Below are 24,760 nucleotides of genomic sequence, written 5' to 3'. Positions count from 1 at the left end.
ACCCCACCTGCCATTTCAACGATGAATGTGGGAGGATCGACACAGAGGATTTCACCGAGAGGAGTCACGGGTGGCAGCCACCATGCAGGACGTCGCCAAACTGGCGGGCGTCTCCGCCAAGACGGTGTCCAACGTGGTCAATCACCACCCGCACGTGGCGGCCGCAACAAAGGCCCGCGTACAGGCCGCCATCGACAAGCTTGGCTACGAGCTCAACATCACCGCGCGCAACCTGCGCAAGGGCAGCACGGGGCTCGTCGGGCTGGCACTTCCCGAGTTGAAGCTGCCCTACTTCGCGGAGCTGGCCGATTCGGTCATCGTCGAGGCGGAGAAGGTGGGCCTGCGGGTGCTCATCGAGCAGACCAACAGCGACCGCGACCGCGAGATCGACGTCCTGCACGGCCAACGCAGGTTCATGACCGACGGCCTGATCTTCTCCCCCCTGGCGCTCGGCCAGGACGACATCCACCTGTTCCAGGTGGACTTTCCGATGGTCCTGCTGGGCGAGCGGGTGTTCGGGTCCACCAACGACCACATCACGATGAGCAACGTGGAGGCCGCCAAGGCCGCCACTCAGCACCTGCTCCAGAGCGGGCGGCGGCGGATCGCCGTCGTGGGCACCCACCCGGGCGAGAAGGTGGGCTCAGGCCCCCTCCGCGAGCAGGGTTTCCGGGCGGCGATGGCGGAGGCGGGCGTCCCCGTCGACGAGAGGCTCCTGTGCCCCGCGGAGCTGTGGCATCGCAACACTGGCGCACAGGCTATGGAGGCCCTCATCGCCTCCGGTGAACCGTTCGACGCCGTGTTCGCCCTCAACGACGCGATGGCCATGGGTGTGCTGCACAGCTTGAGCTCGCATCGGATCGACGTGCCGGGAGACGTGGCCGTGATCGGCTTCGATGACATCGAAGACGCCGCCTACACTCGCCCCACCCTCAGCTCGGTGGCCCCCGGGCGGACCCAGATCGCCCGGACGGCCGTGGAACTGCTGCAGAAGCGCATCACCGAAGCGCATGCCCCGCTGGACCAACGCAGTCCGATTCAGCGGATCTACGCAGACTACGAGCTCGTCCTGCGCGACTCGTCGCGCTGACCACCCACCCTACACGGCGTCGTCGTTCATCGATGGCGACGGTGGGGGCAGCCATGCCTCTTGACCTCGCCGCCGGGCCGTGACATGATCGGTTACATCGATGAAATCTCGACCGGCGAAGGAGCCCGTCCAGCCATGTCAATTGCCCGACTCGTCATCAACCCCGCCTTCACCGTGGGGCCTGTCCGCCGCCGGACCTTCGGCTCCTTCGTGGAGCACCTGGGCCGCTGCGTCTACACCGGCATCTACGAACCCGGCCACCCCTCCGCTGACGAGGACGGCTTCCGCACCGACGTACTCGACGTGGTGAAGGAACTCGGCGTCTCCAGCGTCCGCTATCCCGGTGGGAACTTCGTCTCCGGGTACCGCTGGGAGGACGGCGTCGGCCCCGTCGACGAGCGCCCCGCACGCCTGGACCTGGCCTGGCACTCCACGGACCCCAACACCTTCGGCACCGACGAGTTCATGACCTGGGCCGCGAAGGCCGGCATCGAGCCGATGATGGCGGTCAACCTCGGCACCCGCGGCGTGCAGGAGGCGCTGGACCTCCTGGAGTACTGCAACGTGCCCGGCGGTTCGCACTTCGCCGACCAGCGCCGGGCCAACGGCGCCGAGGATCCCTACCGCGTGAAGATGTGGTGCCTCGGCAACGAGATGGACGGCCCCTGGCAGATCGGCCACAAGACCGCCGAGGAGTACGGGCGCCTCGCCACTGAGACGGCCCGCGCCATGCGCATGATCGACCCGGGCCTCGAACTGGTGGCCTGTGGCTCGTCCGGCCGCTCGATGCCCACGTTCGGCGAATGGGAACGCACCGTGCTGACCGAGGCCTACGACTACGTCGACATGGTCTCCGCCCACGCCTACTACTGGGAGCAGGGCAACCTTCAGGAGTTCCTCGTCAGCGCCGAGGACATGGACCGGTTCATCGCCTCCGTCGCGGCGACCGCGGACGCCGTCGCCACCGCCCGCAAGAGCGAGAAGGTGATCGGCATCTCCTTCGACGAATGGAACGTCTGGTACCAGGACCGCACTCCGTCGAAGCCCCCCACCGGCGACGACTGGCCGGTGGCCCCTCGGCTGCTCGAGGACAACTACAGCGTCGCCGACGCCGTCGTGGTGGGCAACCTGCTGATCTCACTCCTGCGTCACACGGACCGTGTGTGGTCCGCCAGCCAGGCCCAGCTCGTCAACGTCATCGCCCCGATCATGGCCGAGCCGGAGGGACCGGTCTGGAAGCAGACCATCTTCCACCCCTTCGCGCTCACCTCGAAGTTCGCCCAGGGCGACGTGTTGCGCGTCATCATCGACGGCCCCACCATCCACAGCGAGCAGTTCGGCGACGTGCAGGCCGTCGACGCCGTCGCGACCTGGACCGACACAGACGGCGCGCTGTTCCTCGTCAACCGACACGAGACCGACACCATCGCCATCTCCTGCGAGGTGCCCGAGGGGCTCACGCTCACCGAGGCGGTGGCGCTGCACCACAGCGACCCGCTCTGGCAGGCCAGCCCCGAGGACGACACCACCGTCGCCCCGCGCGCCCTCGAGACCGCCGCCCTCACCGGCACCACCCTCACCCTCGACCTGCCCCCCACCTCGTGGGCCATGGTCCGCCTGGCCCGCTGAGAGGAGCCACCCGTGACGAAAACGCCCATCACCGCTGTCGTCAATCTCGACGTGCCGGGCCCCACCATTTCCCGGCACGTCTACGGCCACTTTGCCGAGCACCTCGGGGCCTGCATCTACGGCGGCCTGTTCGTCGGCGAACACTCCCCCATCCCGAACGTGCGCGGGATGCGCACCGACGTCGTCGAAGCATTGAAGGCCATCAACATCCCCAACCTTCGCTGGCCCGGCGGCTGCTTCGCCGACGAATACCACTGGCACGACGGCGTCGGCCCCCGTGAGGACCGACCCTCGGTGGTCAACACCCACTGGGGCAACGTCGTCGAAGACAACTCCTTCGGCACCCACGAATTCATGGACCTGGTGGACCAGCTCGGCACCGAGCCCTACATCTGCGGCAACGTCGGCTCCGGCACCGTCCGCGAAATGGCCGACTGGATCGAATACCTCACCCGCTCCGGCGCCGCCCCCATGTCCGAACTACGCCGCGCCAACGGCCGCGACGAACCCTGGAAGGTCAAGTTCTTCGGGATCGGGAACGAGTCCTGGGGCTGTGGCGGCAACATGCGCGCCGAGTACTACGCCGACCTCGCCCGCCAGTACTCGACCTACTGCCGCGAGCACGACGGCAACACCCTCTACAAGATCGCCGGCGGCGCCAACATCGACGACTACCACTGGACCGAAACCCTCATGAAAACCCTCGGAGACCTCGGCTGCGGCTGCAACCCCCGCCACTTCTTCGACGCCATCTCCCTGCACTACTACACAATGCCCTCCACCTTCGAAGACAAAAAGTCAGCCACCGACTTCGACGACGCCACCTACTACCAGACGATGGCCGCCGCCTGGCGCATCGAAGAACTGCTGACCCGCCACGGCAACGTGATGGACGTCTACGACCCCTCCAAGCGCATCGGCCTGGTCCTCGACGAATGGGGCACCTGGTTCGCCGTCGAACCCGACACCAACCCCGGCTTCCTCTACCAACAAAACACCATGCGCGACGCCCTCGTCGCCTCCGTCCACTTCGACTCCTTCCACCGCCACGCCGACCGGTTGGCGATGGCCAACATCGCCCAAACCGTCAACGTCCTCCAAGCCGTCCTCCTCACCGACGGCGACACCCTCATCACCACCCCCACCTACCACGTCTTCGACATGAACAAAGGCCACCACGACGCCGACAGCCTGGCAGTGGCGTGGATCGGGGAGCCGGTGCCCACGCGGCAGGTCGGCGACACCACCCTGCCCCTGATCAGCGGCTCGGCCAGCGTGAAGGACGGACAAGCACTCATCTCCCTGTCCAACCTCGACCTCGACCAGCCCCGCACAGTGCACCTCGACCTCCGCGGCCGCACCGTCACCAACATCACAGGACGCATCCTCACCGCCCCAACCATCACAGACCACAACACCGCCCAAGCCCCCAACACCGTCGCCCCCGTTGACCTCCCCACCACCACCCCCACCGACGGCCACCTCGACATCGAGCTACCCCCACACAGCTTCATCACCCTGACCCTGGCGCTGGGCTGACGTGCGGACCCGTCTCGCGGCGCTCGCGTTCGCCGTCGCCCTCGGCCTGACGGGATGTCAGGCGGAGGGTGCCGCACCCGAGTTCGCCGACGCCACCGTGCATGACCCGGACCACATCGAGGTCGACGGCACCCACTACCTCATCGGATCCCACCTGCAGGCGGCCTCCAGCCCGGACCTGATGGACTGGACGCAGATCGCCGAGGGCGTCAACGCGGACAACCCCCTGTTCGAGGACGTCACGCAGGAGCTGTCGGAGGCCCTCGAATGGGCCGAGACCGACTCGCTCTGGGCGCCGGACATCATCCAGCTGGCAGACGGCCGCTTCTACCTCTACTACGACGCCTGCCGCGGCGACTCCCCGCTGTCGGCCATGGGGATCGCGGTGGCCGACGAGGTCACCGGGCCCTACGAGGACCTCGGCCTCATCCTCAAGTCCGGCATGAGCGGCGAGAGCGAGGACGGCACCCCGTTCGACGCCCGGGTCCACCCCAACGTCATCGACCCGGACGTGTTCTACGACGCCGAGGGCAGGCTCTGGATGGTCTACGGCAGCTTCTCCGGCGGCCTGTTCATCCTGGAGCTGGACCCGGCCACCGGCTTCCCGCTGCCCGATCAGGGTTACGGGAAGCACCTCTGGGGCGGCAACCACTCCCGGATCGAGGGGCCGGCCGTCAGCTACGACGCGGAGACCGGGTACTACTACCTCTTCGTCACCTACGGCGGCCTGGACGCGGCGGGTGGCTACAACATCCGAGTGGCGCGCTCCACCAGCCCCGACGGGCCCTACCTGGACGCCGAGGGTGTGGACATGGCAGAGGTGAAGTCGGATCCCACCCTCCCGCTGTTCGACGACGTGACCATCGCGGAGTCCGCGGTCAAGCTGATGGGGAACCACGTGCTGGCACCGGCCACCGACACGCTGCCCGCCCTCGGATACGTCTCCCCCGGTGGCAGCTCGCCGTTCGTCGACGAGGAGAGCGGACGCTCACTCATCGCGTTCCACGCGCGCTTCCCGGGCCGCGGGGAGGCTCATCAGGTGCGCGTGCACGAGGTGGCCATCGACGAGGACGGCTGGCCCGTCATCTCGCCGCTGCGCTGGGCGGGGGCCCCGGACCGGGAGCCCACCGCCGAGGACATCCCCGGCACCTATGCACTGGTGGACCACGGCCCGCGCACCATCGACCGTTCCATGGGCGAGGCGGGTTCCATCACGCTGCTGGACGACGGCAGCATCAATGGCGACCGCCCGGGCACGTGGACGGCTGACGGGGACCGCGTGCTCCTCACCCTCGACGGGGAGGAGGTCTCGGCCGAGACCTTCCGTCAGTGGGATGAGACTGCCCAGACATGGGTGACCACGCTCAGTGGCGTCAGCCCCGGGTCCACCGCGCTCTGGGCTGTGCCGCAGGGCTAGGGAGTCATCGAACGCTCCGGCGTTCACGCAGCTGGGGAGCCAACTGCGTGAGCGCCGGGGCGTCGCCCGTGATGGCGGCCACGAGGACCTCCAGGCATGCGCCGCCCAGCTCTGTGAACGGCTGCGCGACGGTGGTCAGCGGCGGGGCGAAGAACGCGGCGCCGATCGAGTCGTCGTAGCCCAAGACGCTGACCTGCCCGGGCACCTCGACGCCGGCGTCCCGAAGGCCGGCCATCAGGCCGAGGGCTGTGGCGTCGTTGCCGCAGAACACCGCGTCGGGAAGGTCTGCCTCCGCCAGCATCTGCCGCGCCGCGGCGTACCCGGACTCGGCGGACCAGTCCCCCACGATCACCGCGGGCACGGGCAACCCGGCCTCGACGAGGGCGTCGCGCCAGCCCGCGACCCGGGCGCGCGCGTCGAACCAGTCGAGGGGGCCGGAGATGTGTGCGATTCGCCGGCATCCGCGCTCGATGAGATGCGCCGTCGCCAGATGGCCGCCCAGCCGCTGATCGACGGTGACGACCTGACAGCCGTCGGTGGGGTCGGTATCGGCGACGAGCACGGTGGGGATCCCGATGCTGCACTCGCGGGCCAGCCTGGCCATCCGGTCGTGCGGGGCCACGATGGCGATGCCCTCCACACCGCGATCCCGAAAGCCCTTGAAGACCTGAGCCACCTCGTCGTCGTCAGGGTTCTCGAGGGCGGCCACCAGCGTCGCGTAGCCGGCGGCCCTGGCCGCGACCTCGATGCCTGCCACCGTGCTCGACGGGCCGACGTAGCCCGAGCCCGTCCAGACGACTCCGAGCAGCGCGGTCTGCTGCGTGATCAGCGAGCGGGCGGCCAGATTGCGGACGTATCCGAGCTCCCGGATGGCCTCCTCGACGCGCTCGCGCGTCTCGGGGCGCACGGTGTCCGGCGAGTTGATGACCCGCGACACCGTCTGGTGGGACACGCCCGCCAGACGGGCCACGGCCATCATCCCGGGGGGCCGGCCGGCGGCGCGACCCCCGCGGGCGGGCTCAGATGCCCTGGGTGAGCCGGTGGTAGACCTGCTCAAGGCGGCGCTCCTGCGCGAAGCCGCGGGCGGTGGTGTGCTCGTCGATGATCGCCAGCTCCATGCCTGCGATCTCGGCGAAGTCCTCCCACATCTCACGGGTGGTGGCGGTGGACATGGCCGTGTGGTGCGCGGCGCCGGAGATCAGCCAGCACTCGGCCGAGGTGGCGAAGTCCGGGGCCGGCTCCCAGACGGCGCGCGCCACGGGCAGGTTGGGCAGCGGGGCGTCGGGCGCCACGTTGGTGACCATGTTCATGGTGAGGCGGAAGCGCTCGCGCATGTCCGCCATGGCCACGACGAGGGCCGGGCCCTGGTCCGCGTCGAAGACGAGGCGCACGGGGTCTTCGCGGCCGCCGATGCCCAACGGGTGAATCTCCAGCTTGGGCTTGGCCGTGGTCAACGACGGACAGACCTCGAGCATGTGGGCACCGAGGATCTTCTCCTTACCGGGGGTCATCTCGTAACAGTAGTCCTCCATCAGCGACGCGCCGCCGGGGAGGCCGTAGCCCATGACCTTGGCCAGCCGCACGAGGATGGCCGTCTTCCAGTCGCCCTCGGCGCCGAAGCCGTAGCCCGCGGCCATCAGGCGCTGCACGGCGAGCCCGGGGAGCTGCTTGAGCCCGCCGAGGTCCTCGAAGTTGGTGGTGAAGGCGCCGAACTTGCCTTCCTCCAGGAAGCTGAGCATCCCCAGCTCCTGGCGCGCGCCGTAGCGCAGAGCCTCGTGCCGCTCGCCACCCTTGCGGAGCTCGGGCACGACGTCGTAGAGCTCCTCATACTCGGCCACGAGGGCGTCGATGGCCTCATCGGCGACGGCGTTGACGGCCGCGACCAGGTCGTTGACGCCCCAGGTGTTGACGGAGACCCCGAGCCGCAGCTCGGCCTCGGTCTTGTCGCCCTCGGTGACGGCCACGTTGCGCATGTTGTCGCCGAAGCGGGCCAGCTTGGTGTTGTGGAGCGAGGCCCAGCCTGCGGCCGCGCGCGCCCAGGTGCCGATCTTCGCCTGCACCGGTTCGGTGGACGCGTGCCCGACGACGGTGCGGCGCGCCTTGCCGAGCCTGGAGGCGATGTAGGCGAACTCGCGGTCGCCGTGCGCGGACTGGTTGAGGTTCATGTAGTCCATGTCGATGGTGTCCCAAGGCAGACCCATGGACGCCTGCGTGTGCAGGTGCAGCATCGGCTTGTCGAGGGCGGCCAGGCCGAGGATCCACATCTTGGCCGGCGAGAAGGTGTGCATCCAGGTGATCACGCCGATGCAGGAGGGATCAGCGTTGGCGGCCAGCATCTCGGCGCGGATGGCGTCGCGGTCCTTCAAGGTGGGGCGGTGGACGATGGACACCGGGATGATCTCGGCGGCGTCGAGCAGGGCCACGACATCCTGCGACTGGGCCGTGACCTGCTCCAGGGTCTCGAGGCCGTAGAGGTCCTGGGAGCCGGTGAGGAACCAGATTTCCTTGCCGGCGAAGGGGCTTTCCATGGGTTCTCCTTGAGGGATCTTCGCTTCCGGCCGTTGTCACCGTCGATGGCACAACACTGCCGATGTGAACGTTCACAATCTACGCCCGTCCGGCGGCCGTGTCCAGCCGGTGAGCTCAGGTGACGAGATGCCCCTCGAGGCGCTGTCTCGTGGTCTCGTCGAGGGGGGTCTTGCGACCGTCGAGGTCCGCGCAGACCAGGATGGTACGGCCCCGCACAAAGAGGGTCCCGTCCTCCGAATCGAGAATCTCGGCAGCCAGGGTGATCGACGACGACCCCAGCGCCACCGGTGCGATTCGGACCTCGTAGGGCTCCATCCGGTGGTCCATCTGGGCCACGTAGTCCACGTCCTGGCGAGCCACCAGCCACAGATGCCGACTCCCCGCCGAGCCGGCGCGGGCCATGTCCGGATCCCACGCCGTCGTCGCAGAGATCCGCGCCTGCTGCAGGTAGTCGAACACCTTGGCGTTGTTGATGTGGCCGTAGGAGTCCAGGTCCGTCCAGCGCACGGGCAACGGCACCTTCGTCCCGCGACCCTCGAGCGACGGCGCCGCCAGCGCCCTGAGCGGCTCGGCCTCCACGCGATGGGCCTGAAGGAACTCCCGGTACTCCGGGAGGATCCGCGTGGGCGCCTGCGCCTCGAAATCGAAGGGACACAGCAGCGTCCGGGCGACGACGGCGAGCTCGCCCGCCTGGCGCAGCTCATAGGACAGCGCGATCCGCGCCGCGCCGAGCTCCGCCACGCCGAGCCGGACGTCCACGCCGTCGTCCGAATAGTCGATGGCCCGCCGATACTCCACCTCGTGGCCGACCACGACCACCCCGGCGTCCAGGAGGTCGGAGGCCGGGCCGCTGCGGAGGAACGCCACGCGGGCCTCCTGCAGGTAATCCACCACGATGGCGTTGTTCACGTGCCCCTGCGCGTCCAGATCTGACCAGCGCAGGGGGCAGCGGACCTCGAACACTCAGCCTTCCTGCGGGTACAGGGAGTTGACCAGGTCCGAGTACTTCTCCGTGACGATGGAGCGACGGATCTTCATGTTGGGCGTGACGCCCTCGTTGTCCACCGTCAGCTCGTGGTCCAGGATGGCGAACTGCTTGACCGTCTCCCACCGCTCGAGCTTGGCGTTGACGCGCTCCATCCAACGCTCGATCGAGGCCCGGATCTCGGGACGCCGGCTGAGCTCGGCGTAGCTGAGCCCGCCGTGCCCGTGGTTGTCCGCCCACTTCTGCAGCATCACCGGGTCCAGCACCACCAGGGCGGAGACGTATTTGCGGCCGTCGCCGATGGCGATCGACTGCGCCACGTAAGGGATGTTGGCCTGGATGGCGCTCTCCACCTTCTGCGGGGCCACGAACTTTCCACCGGAGGTCTTGAAGAGGTCCTTCTTGCGGTCCGTGATCTTGACGTGGCCGGTCGGCGTGATCTCGGCGATGTCGCCGGTGTGGTACCAGCCGTCGGCGTCGAGCGCCTCAGCCGTCTCCTCGGGAAGGTTGTGGTACCCGGGTGTGATGATGGGGCCGCGCAGCAGCAGCTCGCCGTCGTCCGCCAGCTTCCGCTCGATGCCGGGCAGGATGGGGCCGACGGTGCCGAAGTGCGGGTCACGCGGGAGGTCGACGCCGGCGATGGCGCTGGTCTCGGTGGCGCCGTAGCCCTCCACGATGAGGATGCCCGCACCGTAGAACCACTGCTGCACCTGCGGCGAGAGCTTGGCCGCGCCGGAGATCATGAACTTGATGTTGCCGCCCAGCTTCTCCTTGAGCTTGGAGAAGACAAGCTTGTCCGCGACCTTGTACTGCAGCGCCAGGGCCCCCGTCAGCGGGCGGCCCGCGAGGCGGTCGTCGATGGACTGGTAGCCCACGTGGAAGGCCCAGCGGGCGATCCTGCCCTTGAGCCCGGTGGACCCCGTCATGACGGCGGCACGGACCTTCTCGAAGATGCGGGGCGCGCCGCACATGAACGAAGGCTTCACGATGCCGAGGTTCTCGACGATCTTGTCGATGCGCCCGTCGACGGCGGAGGCGAAGCCGTAGTCGAGCTGAACGGCGATCAACGCCTTGCCGAAGACGTGGCTGAGCGGCAGCCACAGGTACTGCAGCTCGTCCGGGCCGATGATGTCCAGGTACTTGGTGGCCGCGCCCTCGTAGACCCAGGACATGTGGTTGAGCCGGACGCCCTTGGGTCGGCCCGTGGTGCCGGAGGTGTAGATCAGGGTGGACAGCGACTCCCGGTGGGTGGAGGAGACCGCCTCGTCGACGGCCTCGGGATGCTCGGCCAGGTAGCGCTCGCCGGATTCGCGCAGGTGCTCGAAGGAGATGATCCGGTCGTCAAGGGTCAGGCCTGTGGTGTCGAACACGACGATGGTGTGCACCTGCGCATCGAACTCGGGCGTGTCGGTGAGCTTGGCCACCTGCTCGGCGTTCTCCGCCACGAAGATCACCGAGTCGGAGTCCTTGACGATGAAGTGGAGGTCCCCGGCCTGCGTGTTCGGGTATACCGTGGTGGTGGCCCCGGCGGCGAGCGCGATCGCGAGATCCATGAAGATCCACTCGATGCGCGTGTTGGAGCAGATCGCGACGCGCTGCTCGTACTGCAGACCGCGTGCGAGCAGTCCGGCAGCCAGACGTTCCACGACGTCGTTGGTCTCCTGCCAGGTCAGCTTCGTCCACCCGGCCGGCATGTCGGCCGCCGCCTCGGGATACATGAAGGCGAGCTTGTTGGGCGTCGCCTCAACGCGCCGCCGGAACATGTGGCCGACGCTGTCGGCCGCCTTCTCCAAGATGTCTTCACGAATACCCACGGTGGCAGTCCCTTCTCACTTTCAGCCAAGACTATCGGGGGTGGCATTGAGCGGGTAGGGGTTTGAGCCGTGGGCGAAGTATCGGCAGGGATACTTGAAAGCTTAACAACCTGCTAGACTGACGGAATGTCCGAACCAGTGAACGGGTGGCTCAGCGAGAGCCAGCAACGCGTCTGGCGGAGCTATCTCCTGGCCAAGACCCACATCGAGGAATACCTGGAGGAGGCCCTGCGCGACTTCGGGCTGAGCCTCGCCGAATACGAGCTGCTCGTGCGCCTGTCCGAGTCCCCGGACCATACCATCCGGATGGGGGAGCTGGCCGCCTCGGTCGGGCACTCGAGGTCGCGCCTCACGCACACCGTCAAGCGGATGGAGCAGGCGGGCTTCGTCAAGCGGACGTCGTGCGCCTCCGACGGTCGCGGGGTCCAGGCCACCATGACCCAGACTGGGTTCGATCTGTTGAAGAAGGCCGCGCCTGCCCATGTGGATTCGGTGCGGCGCGTGTTCGTCGACGCCATGTCCCCGGAGGACTATGTTGCGCTCGGGCGCGCGATGTCGGCGGTGTTGGCGGTGGCAGACTAGGGCGGGTGACCACCACCTCCGCGCCCCACGCTCAGCTGCTCGACCGCCTCGGGGACCTCGCGGGGATCGTCGACACCTCCACGCTCACCCGCGCTCTGTACTCCAGCGACTCCTCGCTGTACCGGGTGGCCCCGCAGGCGGTGGCCCATCCCCGCACCACCGAAGAGCTGATCTCGCTGGTGCGCGCAGCCCTGGACACCGGCACCCCGATCACCGCCCGCGGCGCGGGCACCTCCTGCGCCGGCAACGCCGTCGGCCCTGGCCTGGTCATCGACACCTCCCGGCATCTCAATCGGATCCACTCCATCGACCCGCACACCCGCACCGCCGTGATCGATCCCGGCGTGGTACAGGAGCAACTGCAGATCGCCGCCCGGCCGTTCGGCCTGAGGCTGGGCCCGGATCCTTCCACCTCGAACCGGTGCACCGTCGGCGGCATGATCGGCAACAACGCCTGCGGCCCCCGCGCGCTCGGCTACGGCCGGATGGCGGACAACGTGGTCAGCTTGGACATCATCACCGGGAACGGCGAGCTGCTGACCCTCGGCGCCGACGACGTGCCCGAGCTGCGCTCGCTGGTGGCGGCCAACCTCGGGGTCATCCGCACCGAGTTCGGCCGGTTCACCCGCCAGGTCTCCGGCTACTCGCTCGAGCACCTGCTGCCGGAGCGGAAGTTCGACGTGGCGAAGTTCTTCGCCGGCACCGAGGGCACGCTCGGCGTGATCGTCCGCGCGACCGTTCGCCTTGTAGCCGACGCCCCTGAGCGGCTCATGGTGGCGCTCGGCTACCCGACGATGGCCGACGCGGGAGACGACATCGCCAACCTGCTGCGCTTCAAGCCCTCCGCGTGCGAGGGCCTGGACCGGCGCATCGTGGACGTGGTGGTCGCCAAGTCGGGCGCCGCCGCCGTCCCGCCACTGCCCGCCGGTGACGGCTGGATGTTCCTCGAGGTGGTCGGCGACGACGCCGCCGAGGTCCGCGCCAGGGCTGAGGCGCTGGCGGCCGCCGCGAAGGCCGGCGAGGGCTGGGTGGTCGACGATCCGGCCCTGGCCTCCCAGCTGTGGAAGATCCGCGCAGATGGCGCCGGCCTCGCGGGCGTCAGCCTGGCCAAGCCCGCCTACGGGGGCTGGGAGGACGCGGCGGTCCCGCCCGCCCAGCTCGGCCACTACCTGCGCGCGTTCGACGACCTCCTGGCCAGGTACGGCCTGCACGGCCTCCCCTACGGCCACTTCGGCGACGGCTGCGTGCACTGCCGGATCGACTTCCCCCTCACCGAACCCGACGGCGCCGCGCGGTACCGCGCCTTCGTCGAGGAGGCGGCCGCGCTGGTGGCGGGCTTCGGGGGCTCGATGTCCGGCGAGCACGGCGACGGACGGGCACGCTCGGCCCTGCTGCCGCACATGTACTCGCCCAAAGCGCTGGAGCTGTTCTCGGGCGTCAAGCAGATCTTCGATCCGAGGAACCTGCTCAACCCCGGGGTGCTCGTCGACCCCGCCCCCGTGGAGGCCGATCTCAGGATGGTGGCCGCCAGCCGGTCACCGTTGTCACTGTCGGAGCCTGAGTTCGTCGAGCAGGTCCACCAGTGCAGCGGGGTGGGCAAGTGCCTGGCGGACACCACGGGCGCAGGCGGGGTGATGTGCCCGAGCTTCCAGGCCACCCGCAACGAGAAGGACTCCACGCGTGGCCGGGCGCGGGCGCTCCAGGAGATGGTCAACGGTTCGCTGATCACCCAGGGCTGGCGCTCCCCCGAGGTGCACGCCGCGCTGGACCTGTGCCTCTCCTGCAAGGGCTGTGCACGCGACTGCCCCACCGGCATCGACATGGCCGCCTACAAGGCCCGCGTCACCCACGAGCGGTACAAGGGCAGGCTCCGCCCCCGCAACCACTACGCGCTGGGCTGGCTCCCCCGCTGGGGTCGGCTCATCACCGCCATCCCCGGGCTGGGCTCGCTGATCAACGTGGTGGGCAAGACCCCCGGGCTCGGGCGGCTGCTGCGATGGGGGGCCGGCGTGGACGCCCGCCGCGACATTCCCCGCTTCGCCAACCGCAGCGCCCGGAGCCGGATGCCCGCGGTGCCCTTCGGCAGCAAGGGTCGCGTCCTCGTCTGGGTGGACTCGTTCTCGGACTGCTTCGAGTCCACCTCGTTCGCCGCCATGGTCCAGGTGCTGGTGCGGCTCGGCTACGAGCCCGAGGTCCTGAACGAGAACGCCTGCTGCGGCCTGACCTGGATCTCCACCGGTCAGCTCGACGGCGCCCGCCGTCAGCTGACCAACGCCGCGGCCGTCCTGGCCCCGTACGTGCGAGACGGGGTGCCGATCGTCGGAGTCGAGCCCTCCTGCACCGCGGTCTGGCGCAGCGATGCCCCCGAGCTTCTCCCGGACAACGCCGACGTCGCCGCGCTCGACGGCACAGTGCTGACTCTGGCGGAGTTCCTGGCCACCGACGCCGACTTCCGCGCGCCGGACCTCACGGGTCACACCATCGTCGCGCAGCCGCACTGCCACCACGCCTCGGTCATCGGTTGGGGACACGACAAGGCGCTCATCGAGTCCACCGGAGCCACCCTGGTCGCGGTGGGCGGCTGCTGCGGGCTGGCCGGCAACTTCGGCGTGGAGCGCGGGCACCACGAGGTGAGCGTGGCTGTGTTCGAGCACGATCTCGGCCCTGCCGTCGAGGCGCACCCGGACGCGATCGTGCTGGCCGACGGGTTCAGCTGCCAGACGCAGCTGACGTCGCTGGCGGGACGGTCCTCGATGTCGCTGGCGGAGCTGCTCGCCACACACTGATCGCGGCGCGCCGGAAACTGAAATGCAACCGGCACCCTCCCCCCGGGCGTAGACAGGACACATCAGTCACAACGCCACAAAGGAGGGGGAGGGACGTGGACGAAGCCCAATTCGACCGGTTCTACGCGAACTCGTATTCCAAGCTCGTGGGCCAGGTCTATGCAATGTGCGGCAACCTGGCCGAGGCCCAGGACTGCGTCCAGGAGGCGTTCATCCGGGCGTGGGACCATCGCAGCCAACTCGACGTGCTCCGCAGCCCCGACGCCTGGGTCCGCACCACGGCCTACCGCCTGGCCGTCAGCCGCTGGCGCAAGGCGCGCCGCGCTCTCCGCCAACCCGACCGGGCACTCGAGCCGGAGCGCACCGTCGAGCCCACACCGGACCGGGTCGCCATCAACCGCGCCCTCGAACAACTGCCAGATGCCCAACGCCGAGCGATCGTGCTCTACCACCTGTGCGATCTGAGCGTCAACGAGATCGCCCAGGAGGTGGGTTCCCCCACCGGCACCGTCAAGGCCAGGCTCGCCCGCGGGCGGCAGACACTCGCCCGCCTACTCAACACCGACTTGGAGGTCCGTCATGCCTGAACACATCCCCCAACTGGACGACCTCGCGGCCCACGCTCAGGAGGCCCCCATGCTCCCCGCTCATGAAGTCCGTCGCCTCGGAGACCGCCGGCGCACCACCCGTCGCGTCGGCCTGTCCGTGGCAGCCGTCGGAGTCGCCGCCGCTCTCGGCGCCGGCGTTTGGGCCGCCACACCGTTCCTCCGCGGAACGGGAAGCCCCGACTGGGCCGCCTCGCCGTCGCCGACCGCGAGCCCCACGGCCTCGCCGGACCCGAGCACCCCACCAGAGCCGACGGTTGCTCCCTCCCCCACCGCCCCGGCCCCTCCGGTGCCGCCGGCGTGGGCGAACGTGCCCACCGTCGAGCTGATCTATCCCTACGAGTGGTCGATGGTGGGGGTGCTGTCCGAGAGCGAGGCCATGGGCGATTCCGCCAAGGGCCTGTGCGACCGCGGCGAGTGGGGCGCTCCCACCACCACCCTGGTCCGCTCGTTCGGGATCGAGGGCGAGCTGCCCACCTACGCGATCGTGCTGGGCTACGCCGACGAGGCAGCCGCCTCCGACGGCTACGACCAGATCCACACCTCCGCCGTCGAGTGCGAAGCCACCATGACGGCGGCCGGGTGGGACCGGGTCAGCTCCGCCGAGGACACCAGGCTGCCGTTCGACGGTTCGACCGTCGACGTGGAACCCACCCGCGCGGCGTACTTCTACGGCATGGCCGTCAACGAGGGCGAGGACGTGGGCGTCTTCAACGACACGCTGGTCATGCAGGCCGGCGAACGCGTGGTCTGGCTGGTCAGCACCTTCGAGGGCATGGACAACAACTGCTCGGTCCTGGCAGGTGACGACGCGGGCCAGTGCTCCTTCGCCAAGTCGATGCCGGAGGTGCTCGAGCTCCTCGTCAAGTAGCCTCACACACGCAAAGCGCTCCCTGGTCCGTCGACCGGGGAGCGCCTGCGTGTGCGGGGTCAGCGGGTGAGGCGACGGTGGGTCGAGCGGTGCGGGCGGGCCGCCTCCGGGCCGAGGCGCTCCAGCTTGTTGACCTCGTAGTCGGCGAAGTTGCCCTCGAACCAGAACCAGCGCGGGGTGCCGTCCTCGTCCTCGCCCTCCCAGGCGAGCATGTGGGTGGCGACGCGGTCCAGGAACCACCGGTCGTGGGAGATCACGACGGCGCAGCCGGGGAAGTCCAGCAGGGCGTCCTCCAGGCTGGAGAGGGTCTCCACGTCCAGGTCGTTGGTGGGCTCGTCGAGCAGCAGCACGTTGCCACCCTGCTTGAGGGTCAACGCCAGGTTGAGGCGGTTGCGCTCACCGCCGGACAGGATGCCGGCCTTCTTCTGCTGGTCAGGGCCCTTGAAGCCGAACGAGGCCACGTAGGCGCGCGAGGGCACCTCGAAGTTGGCCACCTTGATGAAGTCCAGCCCGTCCGAGACCACCTGCCAGACGTTGTCCTGCGGGTTGAGGCCGGAGCGATTCTGGTCAACGTAGCTGAAGGAGACCGTCTCGCCGATCTTCACGACGCCGGAATCCGGCTCCTCCTGGCCAGTGATGGTCTTGAACAGGGTGGTCTTGCCCACGCCGTTGGGGCCGATGATGCCCACGATGCCGGCGCGCGGCAGCGTGAAGGACAGGTCCTTGATCAGCACCCGGTCACCGAAGCCCTTGGTGAGCTTCTTGACCTCGAGCACGATCGATCCCAGGCGCGGGCCGGGCGGGATGTTGATCTCGCCGGTGTCCAGCTTGCGGTCGCGCTCCGCCTCGGCCGCCATCTCCTCGTAGCGCTGGAGGCGGGCCTTACTCTTGGCCTGGCGGGCCTTGGGCGAGGAGCGCACCCACTCGAGTTCCTTCTCCAGGATCTTGGCGCGCTTGGCGTCCTTCTTGCCCTCGATCTGGAGGCGCTGGCGCTTGGTGTCGAGGTAGGTGGAGTAGTTGCCCTCGTAGGGGTGGAGCTTGCCGCGGTCCACCTCGCAGATCCACTGGGCCACGTTGTCGAGGAAGTACCGGTCGTGCGTGACGGCCAGGACGGCGCCCGGGTAGGCCTTGAGGTGGCCCTCCAGCCAGTTCACGGACTCGGCGTCCAGGTGGTTGGTGGGCTCGTCGAGGAGCAGGAGGTCCGGCTGCTGCAGGAGCAGCTTGCACAGCGCCACCCGGCGGCGCTCGCCGCCGGAGAGCACGTCCACGATGGCATCCGCGGGCGGGCACTGCAGAGCGTCCATCGCCTGGTCCAGGCGGGCGTCGACGTCCCAGGCCTCGTGCGCGTCGAGGTAGGTCTGCAGGTCCCCCATCTCGGCGAGCAGGGCGTCGAAGTCAGCGTCCGGCTCGGCCATCTCGTGGCCGATCGCCTCGAAGCGGGCCATCTTCGCCTTGATCTCGGCGACGGCCTCCTCCACGTTCTCCTGGACCGTCTTGCCCTCGGTGAGCGGCGGCTCCTGGAGCAGGATGCCGACGGAGGCCCCCTTCTGCAGCTGCGCGTCCCCGTTGTTGGGGCGGTCCATGCCGGCCATCAGCTTGAGCATGGTGGACTTGCCGGCGCCGTTGGGGCCGACGATGCCGATCTTCGCGCCGGGGTAGAAGGAGAGGGTGACGTTGTCAAGGATGACCTTGTCGCCCACCGCTTTGCGCACGTTGTGCATGGTGTAGATGAACTCAGCCACTTGAGAGCCTTTCGAATTGACCGCAGGCCAGTATGCCAGCAATCCCCGGGAGACCCGATTCGGCGGTGTGGGCTCAGAGCAGCCGGTCCAGTGCGGCCCGGGCGGCGGCGTAGCGGGCCACCTCACCCTCAGCGGGCCGCAGCACGAGCTCGTGGGCCACCGTCGCGACGGAGGCCTCCAGCGCCTTCTTCGCCCTGCGGGCGGCGCGGTTGGCCGATGCGCCGATGGCCAGCTGCGAGCCGAACGACAGGACGATCCCCGCCGCGACACCGCCCAGCGCGAGCACCGTGGGCAGCGGCACCCGCGGGCCGTCCGCGGGTCCGACGGGCACCGTGGCCAGCTGCCCCAGCCCGAAGTAGGAAAGCACCACGTTGAGCGTGAGCCAGCCGAGACCCACCACGACGGCGCCGATCAGGAGCCACTGCAGGACGCGGATCACCTGCCACCACAGCGGCGTCCGCGACACCCGCAGGTCCGTGGCGACGACGGCGCGGTCCAGCTCGTCGGCCAGCGTGTGCTCGTTGCTGCGCACGGCGCGGGCGATGGCCTCCTGCCACACCGGCGGCATCCCCTCGCCCAGCTCGGCCGCGACCGCCCGCAGGCCGGAGGACTGCTGCGCACCGGCCGCGGCTGAGCGGGCGGGCAGCGAGCTGCGCGTCAGCGCCGGCCCCTCCAGCTGCGCCTTCTCCTTGGGCGCGCCGAGCCGCAGCCGCTTGAGGGGGTCCGGACGGAGCCTTCCGAGCCACTTGACCAGGGGCCAGCCGGTGTGGAGCTGGCCGCGGTGGCGCACCGAGCTTCGCACGGCGTCGACGACGATGGGAACGCCGGCGGCGCCCGAGAGGTGAGTGGTGAGTCGGCTGACGGTGCCCTTGTCCGCGGCGACGACCCGGCCGCGGCCGACGGCCTCGTCGAGCGCCCCGGCCTCGACACTCACGTCCGCGGCCAGCCGGGCGGCGGCGGCCCGCTTCCCGGCCGCCACGCGGGCCAGGTGGTCGCGCAGCTCGGCCACGCCCGCGCCGGTGACGGCGCTGGTCGCGATCAGGGGCACGTCGTCCAGGCCGTCGTCGACCAGCAGCCGGCGGATGTGGGCCAGGCACAGCTCGAGCTGAGACGGGGTGAGCCGGTCCGCCTGGTTGAGCACCACGGTGATCACCTCGCGGTGCTGGGCCAGAGGCCGCAGGTAGTTCTTGTGCAGCGCCGCGTCGGCGTACTTCTGCGGATCGAGCACCCAGACGAACTGGTCCACCACACCCACCATGCGGTCCACCTCCACGCGGTGCGACGAGGCCGTGGAGTCGTGGTCCGGGAGGTCCAGCAACACCAGATCCGCCATCCGCGGCTCCGGCGGGGCCACCTCGTGGCGGCGTTCAACGCCGAGGAAGTCCAGCAGCGCGACGTTGGTGGCGGAGAAGCTGGCCGCCAGCGTGGTGGAGGTGGTGGGGCGGCGGGGGCCCTGTTCGGCCAGCCGCGCGCCGGTGAGCGCGTTGAACAGCGACGACTTCCCGGAGCCGGTGGCGCCGGCCAGCGCCACCACGGTCTGCTCGCCGGCAGCGAGACGGCGCCCGGCGCGCCCGAGGACGTCCAGGGTTCGCCGCTCAACGTCCTCTGGGATGCGGCCGGCCACCAGGTCCAGCGCCTCGCGCAGCACCTCGAGCTGCTGGGCGACGGCGGCCATCAGTCCATCCCCACGGGCTTGGTCAGGTCGTCGAACGCGTCCCGGGCGGCCGACCGGAGTGAATCGCGGGCTGCCTCGAGCCCGGCCGCGGCCCCCGGGTCCACGGCCAGCGAGTCCAGCACCTCGGTGTAGCGGGCGAGCTCCAGCGACAGCGCACCGTCGACGCGGGCCTCCAGCTCCCGCCGCGCCTGCTCGGCCAGCTTGCGGACGGCGTCCTCACCGAAGACGGCCTCCAGGAGGCGCTGGGCGAGGACCGAGGCCCCGCCCGCGATGCCGACCTCGGCGCCGGTGAGGCCGCCGGTGAGCGTGAACACGTAGATGATGAGCGCCGCGCCGACGGCGTTGGTGCCGAGCGCCAGGAACCGGGCCTTCATCCGCCTCCCGCGACCCTGCTCCTCGACGAGCTGAAGCACGTCGGACTGCCAGGCCCGGATGGCGGCGGCCGCGGCCTCGTCGAAGCCTGCCGACGCGGTGGCCAGCGAGGGTTCGGCGACGATGATGTCGCGGCCCCATCGGGTGTGCGACCACGCCACGGCGGTGGCCTCGGCGGCCCGCTCGCCGGCGTCCTTGACGACGGCGGCCAGGTTGTCCGAGATGGCCACCTCGACGGCTTGGACGCGCTCGTCGCCGGTGAACCAGCCGGTGATCCGGTCTCGGAGAGCGCCGATGCGCTGTTCGACTGTGCGCATGAACTCGCCGGTGCCCACCAGGTCCTGCCAACGGCTGAGGATTTCGCCGCGCAGCATGGTGCCGTCGCCGGCGGCCTGGCTGACGTCCGCCGCGGACTGGCGGTAGGCGCGGGCGGCCTGCTCACGGAGCTCTTCAATGGCGGCCTCCTGGCGCGCCATTCCCTCGCCGAGGTCCTTCAGCTGGGTGTCGATGGAGCGCACTGACCCCGCCAGTGTCTGTACCGCCACCTGGGAGCGGGCCTCGGACTGGGCGGCGAGGGACTCCAGCCAGTGCCGGATGCCTGCCACATCCCCGGCCGGGAGCATGCCGTCCGGCGGCAGCGAGCGTTCCACGACGGCGAACAGCTTGGCCGAGGCCAGCCCGCGCTCGGCCAGCATCTCGGCGAGGTGACCGGAGACCTCGCCGACGGCGCCGGGCGGGCATCTGTTGACGATGACGCCGACGACGGTGTTGCGCTCGGCGGCGGCGGCCAGGTAGTCCCAGGGCACGGCGTCGGCGTAGCGGGCGGCCGAGGTGACGAACAGCCACAGGTCCGCGGCCAGCAGCAGCTGGCGCGCCAGGGTGCGGTTGGCGTCGTCGACCGAGTCGATGTCTGGCGCGTCGAGCAGCGCCAGGCCCGGCTTGAGGTCCGGGAAGGAGACGATGTGCAGGGCGCGCGAGTCGTGCAGCTGGGTGTCGGTGCGCACCAGCGCGGGCAGCACCTGGTCGCTGCGGAACCAGGCCTCGTCTGCCGGGTTGCACACCAGCACCGGGGACTTGGTGGTGGGGCGCAGGACGCCGGGCCTGGTGACGGAGGCCCGCAGCAGCGAGTTGACGAGGGTGGACTTGCCTGCGCCTGTGGACCCGCCGACGACGGCCAGCAGCGGGGCGTCGAGGCGCGAGGCGCGCGGAAGGAGGTAGTCGCGCACCTGGTGACCCAGCGAAACCGTCATGGCCCGCAGCTCCTCGGCTCCTGGCAGAGGCAGCGGGAACTGGGCGCCGCCGAGGGCGTCGTCGAGTTGGTGGAAGGCCCGGGCGAGGCTGTCTGCGCCGCTCATCGGGGCCAGTTCCCGCCCACGCCGGCGGGGCCGGGCGCCTGGGGTGGCGGATAGCTGCTGGTCAGCGGGCCAGGGGTGGCGCCGTCGGGCGGTGGGGGCGGCAGGGACCGGGTGCGGCGGCGCTCGATCAGGCGCAGGCCGGTGGTGTCGGTGAGGGCCTTGCCGCGGAGGGCGTCGATCTCGTGGACGAGGTCTCGGGCGTGCAGGTCCCCCGCCTCGTCGACGACGCCGCGCGTCATGGAGTTGCGGAGGTAGGCCAGCTCGGTGACGCGCCGCACCAGGGTGGCCGTGTGCCACCAGGTGCGGGGCCCTCTGAAGAGGGCGAACCAGAGCAGCTTGAGCCGCTTGAGGGGGCCGCCGAACACCGCGACATCCTGCTCGGTGAGCCATCCGGCGCGCTGATAGTCGGTGAGCCGGGCCCGGATCAGCTGGCCGTTTCCGACGACGCTGACGATCAGGGAGATGATGATCACACCGACGAGCGCGAGGGCGAGGTACCAGGCCCGCTGCAGCTGGTCCATGGGATTGGTGGAGGCGAGGCCGTTGAACAACATGTGGCCGGCGCAGGCGAGCAGGAAGCCGCCCACCGGGGCCAGGACGCGCACGATCCTGCTGCGCGCGCCCAGCCCGATGACCAGGCCCGAGGCCGTCATCAGGGTGAACAGCGGATGCCCGAACGAGGTGTAGACCCCGCGCAGCATGACCAGCTCCATCATGGTCTCGTCCGGGTTGGCGATGGTGATGTCGTTGGTGGCCTGCATCCACACGCGGGCGTAGTAGATGATGTTCTCCGTGAAGGCGAAGCCCGCCGCGGACAGGCCCGCCAGCGCCACCATGCTCAACCGCGACACCAGCCGCCGCCGCATGAAGATCACCAGCACCACGAGGATCGTGGCCTTGGACAGCTCCTCGATGAACGGCGCCGAGAACACCGCCGCGCGTGATCCGGTGTCCGAGTTGGCTTCTGTGGTGGCCATCATCTCCGCGGCCCACGAGTTGACGTGGATGGACACCCAGGTGGAGGCGCAGGCTCCCCACAGGAACGTCAGCAGCCAGGCAACCGGCGATGATGCCCGGAAGCGGTCCAGCCAGATGAACAGCGCCGAGTAGGCCAGCGCCGTCCACATCGCCCAGAAGGCGGCCTTGCGGAACGCCTCCGTGGTGATGCCGAGGGTCTGGGTGCCGTCCTCGAACGTCTGCGGCGGAGCCAGAATCCAGTACTGGGCGTAGACGAAGTACGCGTAGGCCGGGAGGAGGACGAGCGTCATCCAGAACAGCGGATTGGCGAGCATGCGCCGGTACCACGGGCGGGCATCCGGCACGGGCAGCCCGTTGAGGCGTCGCTGCCTGGTGGCGATCTCCGCGGTAGTCATGATGGCGACAGCCTACCCGCCGCGCCTCCGGGACCGGTGAGATGCCGTTACGGTGTGGCCATGCAGAGCTTCTTCGCCTCCATGACGCCCTGGGACCAGCCCGATGGCTCACTCCACGTCTACGTGTTGCCCGACGACGAGGCCGCGGACCGCCTGGAGGACCTGCAGTCCCGGCTGGCCGGGGTGCCGAACCTCCCCGTGATGCCGCGCGCGTGGCTGCACTTCACCGTCAACCGGTTGGCCCAGTTCGACGATCTGTCGATGGCCGAACTGACGCGCCTGGGCGACGCCCTCACCGTCGAGCTGGCCGGCGTCCCGGCATTCGATCTGGAGGTGGGGGCGCCGGAGGTGCACGACGTCGCCGTCGAGTGTGTCGCGGGGTCCACGTCCGGGTGGGAGTCGCTGGTCGACGCGGTGCGCCGCGCCGCCCTGGCCACGTTCGGGGGCACGATGCCCGACCGCCCGTACGCGCCGCACGTGACGCTGGCCTATGCCACAGGGGAGGTCTCCGACGACGAGGTGCGGGGCAGGCTGACGGGCGCTGCGCCGGTGGGTCGGATGCGGGTGGCGACGGCGCACCTGCTGTCCGTGACAGTGCGCCCGGAGCTGGGGTGGTTCGACTTCATCGAGTTGGCCAATTGGTCTCTGCCAACGACGGCGCCCCAGGCAGGACTCGAACCTGCGACCGGCTGATTAGAAGTCAGATGCTCTATCCGCTGAGCTACAGGGGCTGGTCACCTGAGTGTAACGGGCTTGGCCCGAGGGCCTAGATTTGGCTCCCATGAGCGAGAAACTGGTGTGGGTCGACTGCGAGATGACCGGCTTGGACGTCGTCGAGGACGCGATGATCGAGGTGGCCGTGCTCGTCACCGACGGCGACCTCAACGTGCTGGGCGAGGGTGTGGACATCCTCATCAAGCCCAGCAACGCGGCCCTGGCGCAGATGGGGGACTTCGTCCGCGCCATGCACACCAAGTCCGGCCTCCTGGACCAGCTCCCCCTGGGCGTGACCATGGCCGAGGCCACCGAGCAGGTGATGGACTACGTCCGGACCCACGTGCCGGTGGCCCGCAAGGCTCCGCTGGCGGGCAATACCATCGGGACGGACCGCGCGTTCCTCGCCCGCGACATGCCGGAGCTGGAGCAGTGGGTGCACTACCGCAACGTGGACGTGTCCACCATCAAGGAGCTGTCGAAGCGGTGGTACCCGCGGGTGCACTACGGTGCGCCGAAGAAGGCCGGCAACCACCGGGCGCTGGCAGACATCCAGGAGTCCATCGAGGAGCTGCGCTACTACCGCGAGGCGGTCTTCGTGCCCCCGCCCGGCCCGTCGCCGACGGAGCTGCGTGTCATCGCGGAGCGCCATCGGGGCACCGTCACCGGGGCCGCAGGTGAGGCAATTTCGCGGGGCCACTAGGGGTGCGCTATTGTTTCTCAGTCGCCGCGCCCCTGTGGGCTTGACGGCAACATGGTGGGTATAGCTCAGCTGGTAGAGCACCTGGTTGTGGTCCAGGGGGCCGCGGGTTCAAGTCCCGTTACTCACCCCACGCAGAACCCGCCCCGAACATCTCGGGGCGGGTTTATTGCGCCATCGGCGCTCACACAGTGAGGTCGCGGTCCGCGAAGAGGCGATAGGTCCCGACGACGGCCAGGGCGATGATGCCCACGGACAGTGCCACGAACACCGGGTCCAGGGCGCCGTCAGCCATCAGCGTGGCCGCGTCGAAGTACTTGAACGGCGTCAGGAACCTCAGGAAGGCGAGGTCCTCGTTGAGGTTGACCAGGTAGTAGACGAGGAAGGTCAGGAACATCACCGAGGTAGACCTTGAGGCGGCCAGCTTCGGGCGCCTCGATGCACCCGCCACGAGGGCGCCCACCGCCAGGAAGATGAGCTGCAGGAACAGCAGCCCCACCATCAGGACGGCCACCTCATCGCTGGAGGACCGCCCGTCGCCGAAGAAGCCGACGAAGTAGAGCGACGAGGCGGTGGTCACGAGGTTGAGGACAAGGACATTGACCAGGCCGGCGAGCAGCTTGCCGGTCAGCGCACGGCCACGGGTGATGGGCTTGGCGAACAGGAACTCGGAGGTCCTGTCCCGCTCCTCCTTCGAGATGAGGGTGGAGCCGAGGAGGACGGCGTGTACGGCCCCCATCACGGCCACGTACAGGAACAGCACACCGTAGAACCCGCTCGCCGTCGACAGATCGAAGCCGGTCATCCCGAACACCACCAGGACCGCCTTCGGCAGCGTGGCCATCAACTGCTCCACCGACTGGCCCGCCTCCTCGTAGCCGGCGAACTTCGCCATGCCGGCGCCCACCATCGCCACCATGCCGAGCGACCAGAAGAGCAGCCCCAGGCGGTGGACCTTCAACTCACGCAGAAAGACGTTCAT

Annotated in this window: 19 protein-coding genes and 2 tRNA genes; 11 read left to right on the top strand and 10 right to left on the bottom strand. The window is 69.5% G+C overall.

The features are described from left to right. The first annotated feature begins 70 nt into the window (after positions 1 to 70). The 4 genes from ACZK39_RS07840 to ACZK39_RS07825 all read left to right on the top strand — a co-directional run bounded on the left by ACZK39_RS07840 (position 71) and on the right by ACZK39_RS07825 (position 5,675). On the top strand, positions 71 to 1,090 hold the full coding sequence (locus ACZK39_RS07840) for a LacI family DNA-binding transcriptional regulator (RefSeq protein WP_220489179.1): 1,020 nt from the start codon (positions 71 to 73) through the stop codon (positions 1,088 to 1,090). Between the two features lie 135 nt (positions 1,091 to 1,225). Continuing rightward, positions 1,226 to 2,719: an arabinosylfuranosidase ArfA gene (arfA, locus tag ACZK39_RS07835; protein WP_182783627.1), complete on the top strand. Its 1,494-nt coding sequence runs from the start codon at positions 1,226 to 1,228 to the stop codon at positions 2,717 to 2,719. A gap of 12 nt (positions 2,720 to 2,731) precedes the next feature. Then, positions 2,732 to 4,258, top strand: a complete 1,527-nt coding sequence (locus ACZK39_RS07830) for an alpha-N-arabinofuranosidase (RefSeq protein ID WP_463612984.1) — start codon at positions 2,732 to 2,734, stop codon at positions 4,256 to 4,258. Between the two features lies 1 nt (position 4,259). Continuing rightward, the gene (locus ACZK39_RS07825) at positions 4,260 to 5,675 is read left to right on the top strand and encodes a glycoside hydrolase family 43 protein (protein ID WP_463612983.1); all 1,416 of its coding nucleotides are present in this window, start codon (positions 4,260 to 4,262) and stop codon (positions 5,673 to 5,675) included. 4 nt (positions 5,676 to 5,679) lie between these two features. Here the strand turns inward: ACZK39_RS07825 and ACZK39_RS07820 are convergent, their stop codons facing one another. The 4 genes from ACZK39_RS07820 to ACZK39_RS07805 all read right to left on the bottom strand — a co-directional run bounded on the left by ACZK39_RS07820 (position 5,680) and on the right by ACZK39_RS07805 (position 11,003). Next, complete coding sequence (locus ACZK39_RS07820; RefSeq protein WP_463612982.1) at positions 5,680 to 6,732, bottom strand: LacI family DNA-binding transcriptional regulator; 1,053 nt, start codon at positions 6,730 to 6,732, stop codon at positions 5,680 to 5,682. Next, positions 6,695 to 8,203 carry an L-arabinose isomerase gene (araA, locus tag ACZK39_RS07815; RefSeq protein ID WP_463612981.1) on the bottom strand — a complete coding sequence of 503 codons (1,509 nt, stop codon included), beginning with the start codon at positions 8,201 to 8,203 and terminating at the stop codon, positions 6,695 to 6,697. The genes ACZK39_RS07820 and araA overlap by 38 nt, the downstream gene beginning before the upstream one ends. 115 nt (positions 8,204 to 8,318) lie before the next feature. Further along, on the bottom strand, positions 8,319 to 9,167 hold the full coding sequence (locus ACZK39_RS07810; protein ID WP_463612980.1) for an acyl-CoA thioesterase: 849 nt from the start codon (positions 9,165 to 9,167) through the stop codon (positions 8,319 to 8,321). Then, positions 9,168 to 11,003: an AMP-dependent synthetase/ligase gene (locus ACZK39_RS07805; protein WP_370585774.1), complete on the bottom strand. Its 1,836-nt coding sequence runs from the start codon at positions 11,001 to 11,003 to the stop codon at positions 9,168 to 9,170. A 126-nt stretch (positions 11,004 to 11,129) separates the two neighbouring features. Here ACZK39_RS07805 and ACZK39_RS07800 point away from each other — a divergent pair, with 126 nt between their 5' ends. The 4 genes from ACZK39_RS07800 to ACZK39_RS07785 all read left to right on the top strand — a co-directional run bounded on the left by ACZK39_RS07800 (position 11,130) and on the right by ACZK39_RS07785 (position 15,847). Continuing rightward, the gene (locus ACZK39_RS07800) at positions 11,130 to 11,585 is read left to right on the top strand and encodes a MarR family winged helix-turn-helix transcriptional regulator (protein WP_182783617.1); all 456 of its coding nucleotides are present in this window, start codon (positions 11,130 to 11,132) and stop codon (positions 11,583 to 11,585) included. Positions 11,586 to 11,590: 5 nt separating this feature from the next. Further along, positions 11,591 to 14,371 carry an FAD-binding and (Fe-S)-binding domain-containing protein gene (locus tag ACZK39_RS07795; RefSeq protein ID WP_463612979.1) on the top strand — a complete coding sequence of 927 codons (2,781 nt, stop codon included), beginning with the start codon at positions 11,591 to 11,593 and terminating at the stop codon, positions 14,369 to 14,371. 95 nt (positions 14,372 to 14,466) lie between these two features. After that, positions 14,467 to 14,958, top strand: a complete 492-nt coding sequence (locus ACZK39_RS07790) for an RNA polymerase sigma factor (RefSeq protein WP_459054735.1) — start codon at positions 14,467 to 14,469, stop codon at positions 14,956 to 14,958. Beyond that, positions 14,951 to 15,847 carry a hypothetical protein gene (locus tag ACZK39_RS07785; protein WP_463612978.1) on the top strand — a complete coding sequence of 299 codons (897 nt, stop codon included), beginning with the start codon at positions 14,951 to 14,953 and terminating at the stop codon, positions 15,845 to 15,847. Before ACZK39_RS07790 ends, ACZK39_RS07785 begins: the two co-directional genes overlap by 8 nt. Before the next feature lie 59 nt (positions 15,848 to 15,906). On the opposite strand, the gene ettA is transcribed toward ACZK39_RS07785, so the two are convergent. The 4 genes from ettA to ACZK39_RS07765 all read right to left on the bottom strand — a co-directional run bounded on the left by ettA (position 15,907) and on the right by ACZK39_RS07765 (position 22,364). Continuing rightward, positions 15,907 to 17,589, bottom strand: a complete 1,683-nt coding sequence (gene ettA / locus ACZK39_RS07780; RefSeq protein ID WP_463612977.1) for an energy-dependent translational throttle protein EttA — start codon at positions 17,587 to 17,589, stop codon at positions 15,907 to 15,909. A 73-nt stretch (positions 17,590 to 17,662) separates the two neighbouring features. Then, positions 17,663 to 19,264, bottom strand: coding sequence for a GTPase (locus tag ACZK39_RS07775; protein ID WP_463612976.1), 1,602 nt, complete (start codon positions 19,262 to 19,264; stop codon positions 17,663 to 17,665). Further along, on the bottom strand, positions 19,264 to 20,991 hold the full coding sequence (locus ACZK39_RS07770) for a GTPase family protein (protein WP_463612975.1): 1,728 nt from the start codon (positions 20,989 to 20,991) through the stop codon (positions 19,264 to 19,266). Before ACZK39_RS07770 ends, ACZK39_RS07775 begins: the two co-directional genes overlap by 1 nt. Next, the gene (locus ACZK39_RS07765; protein WP_182783598.1) at positions 20,988 to 22,364 is read right to left on the bottom strand and encodes a PrsW family intramembrane metalloprotease; all 1,377 of its coding nucleotides are present in this window, start codon (positions 22,362 to 22,364) and stop codon (positions 20,988 to 20,990) included. Before ACZK39_RS07765 ends, ACZK39_RS07770 begins: the two co-directional genes overlap by 4 nt. A gap of 60 nt (positions 22,365 to 22,424) precedes the next feature. On the opposite strand from ACZK39_RS07765, the gene ACZK39_RS07760 reads away from it, so the two are divergent. Then, positions 22,425 to 23,057, top strand: a complete 633-nt coding sequence (locus ACZK39_RS07760) for a 2'-5' RNA ligase family protein (RefSeq protein ID WP_182799366.1) — start codon at positions 22,425 to 22,427, stop codon at positions 23,055 to 23,057. Here the strand turns inward: ACZK39_RS07760 and ACZK39_RS07755 are convergent. Continuing rightward, a tRNA-Arg gene (locus ACZK39_RS07755) sits at positions 23,023 to 23,095 on the bottom strand. The two genes, ACZK39_RS07760 and ACZK39_RS07755, sit on opposite strands and share 35 nt — an antisense overlap. 50 nt (positions 23,096 to 23,145) lie before the next feature. Here ACZK39_RS07755 and orn point away from each other — a divergent pair. Both orn and ACZK39_RS07745 read left to right on the top strand, forming a co-directional pair. Further along, positions 23,146 to 23,781 (top strand): oligoribonuclease, encoded by a 636-nt coding sequence (gene orn / locus ACZK39_RS07750; RefSeq protein WP_463612974.1) that lies wholly within the window; start codon positions 23,146 to 23,148, stop codon positions 23,779 to 23,781. A gap of 54 nt (positions 23,782 to 23,835) precedes the next feature. Then, positions 23,836 to 23,911, top strand: a tRNA-His gene (locus ACZK39_RS07745). A 51-nt stretch (positions 23,912 to 23,962) separates the two neighbouring features. On the opposite strand, the gene ACZK39_RS07740 is transcribed toward ACZK39_RS07745, so the two are convergent. Beyond that, complete coding sequence (locus ACZK39_RS07740) at positions 23,963 to 24,760, bottom strand: ABC transporter permease subunit (RefSeq protein WP_463612973.1); 798 nt, start codon at positions 24,758 to 24,760, stop codon at positions 23,963 to 23,965.

This window comes from Tessaracoccus luoxuelianae (genome assembly GCF_055326245.1).
Note: the sequence above shows the minus strand (reverse complement) of the source record. Positions and strands in the feature narration are given on the sequence as shown.

What these genes read in the sequence shown, in the direction of transcription:
- ACZK39_RS07775 (WP_463612976.1), bottom strand. Translation starts at nt 19,264, where the DNA reads ATGGCCGCCGTCGCCCAGCAGCTCGAGGTGCTGCGCGAGGCGCTGGAC.
- ACZK39_RS07800 (WP_182783617.1), top strand. Translation starts at nt 11,130, where the DNA reads ATGTCCGAACCAGTGAACGGGTGGCTCAGCGAGAGCCAGCAACGCGTC.
- arfA (WP_182783627.1), top strand. Translation starts at nt 1,226, where the DNA reads ATGTCAATTGCCCGACTCGTCATCAACCCCGCCTTCACCGTGGGGCCT.
- araA (WP_463612981.1), bottom strand. Translation starts at nt 8,203, where the DNA reads ATGGAAAGCCCCTTCGCCGGCAAGGAAATCTGGTTCCTCACCGGCTCC.
- orn (WP_463612974.1), top strand. Translation starts at nt 23,146, where the DNA reads ATGAGCGAGAAACTGGTGTGGGTCGACTGCGAGATGACCGGCTTGGAC.
- ACZK39_RS07785 (WP_463612978.1), top strand. Translation starts at nt 14,951, where the DNA reads ATGCCTGAACACATCCCCCAACTGGACGACCTCGCGGCCCACGCTCAG.
- ACZK39_RS07770 (WP_463612975.1), bottom strand. Translation starts at nt 20,991, where the DNA reads ATGAGCGGCGCAGACAGCCTCGCCCGGGCCTTCCACCAACTCGACGAC.
- ACZK39_RS07760 (WP_182799366.1), top strand. Translation starts at nt 22,425, where the DNA reads ATGCAGAGCTTCTTCGCCTCCATGACGCCCTGGGACCAGCCCGATGGC.
- ACZK39_RS07765 (WP_182783598.1), bottom strand. Translation starts at nt 22,364, where the DNA reads ATGACTACCGCGGAGATCGCCACCAGGCAGCGACGCCTCAACGGGCTG.
- ACZK39_RS07740 (WP_463612973.1), bottom strand. Translation starts at nt 24,760, where the DNA reads ATGAACGTCTTTCTGCGTGAGTTGAAGGTCCACCGCCTGGGGCTGCTC.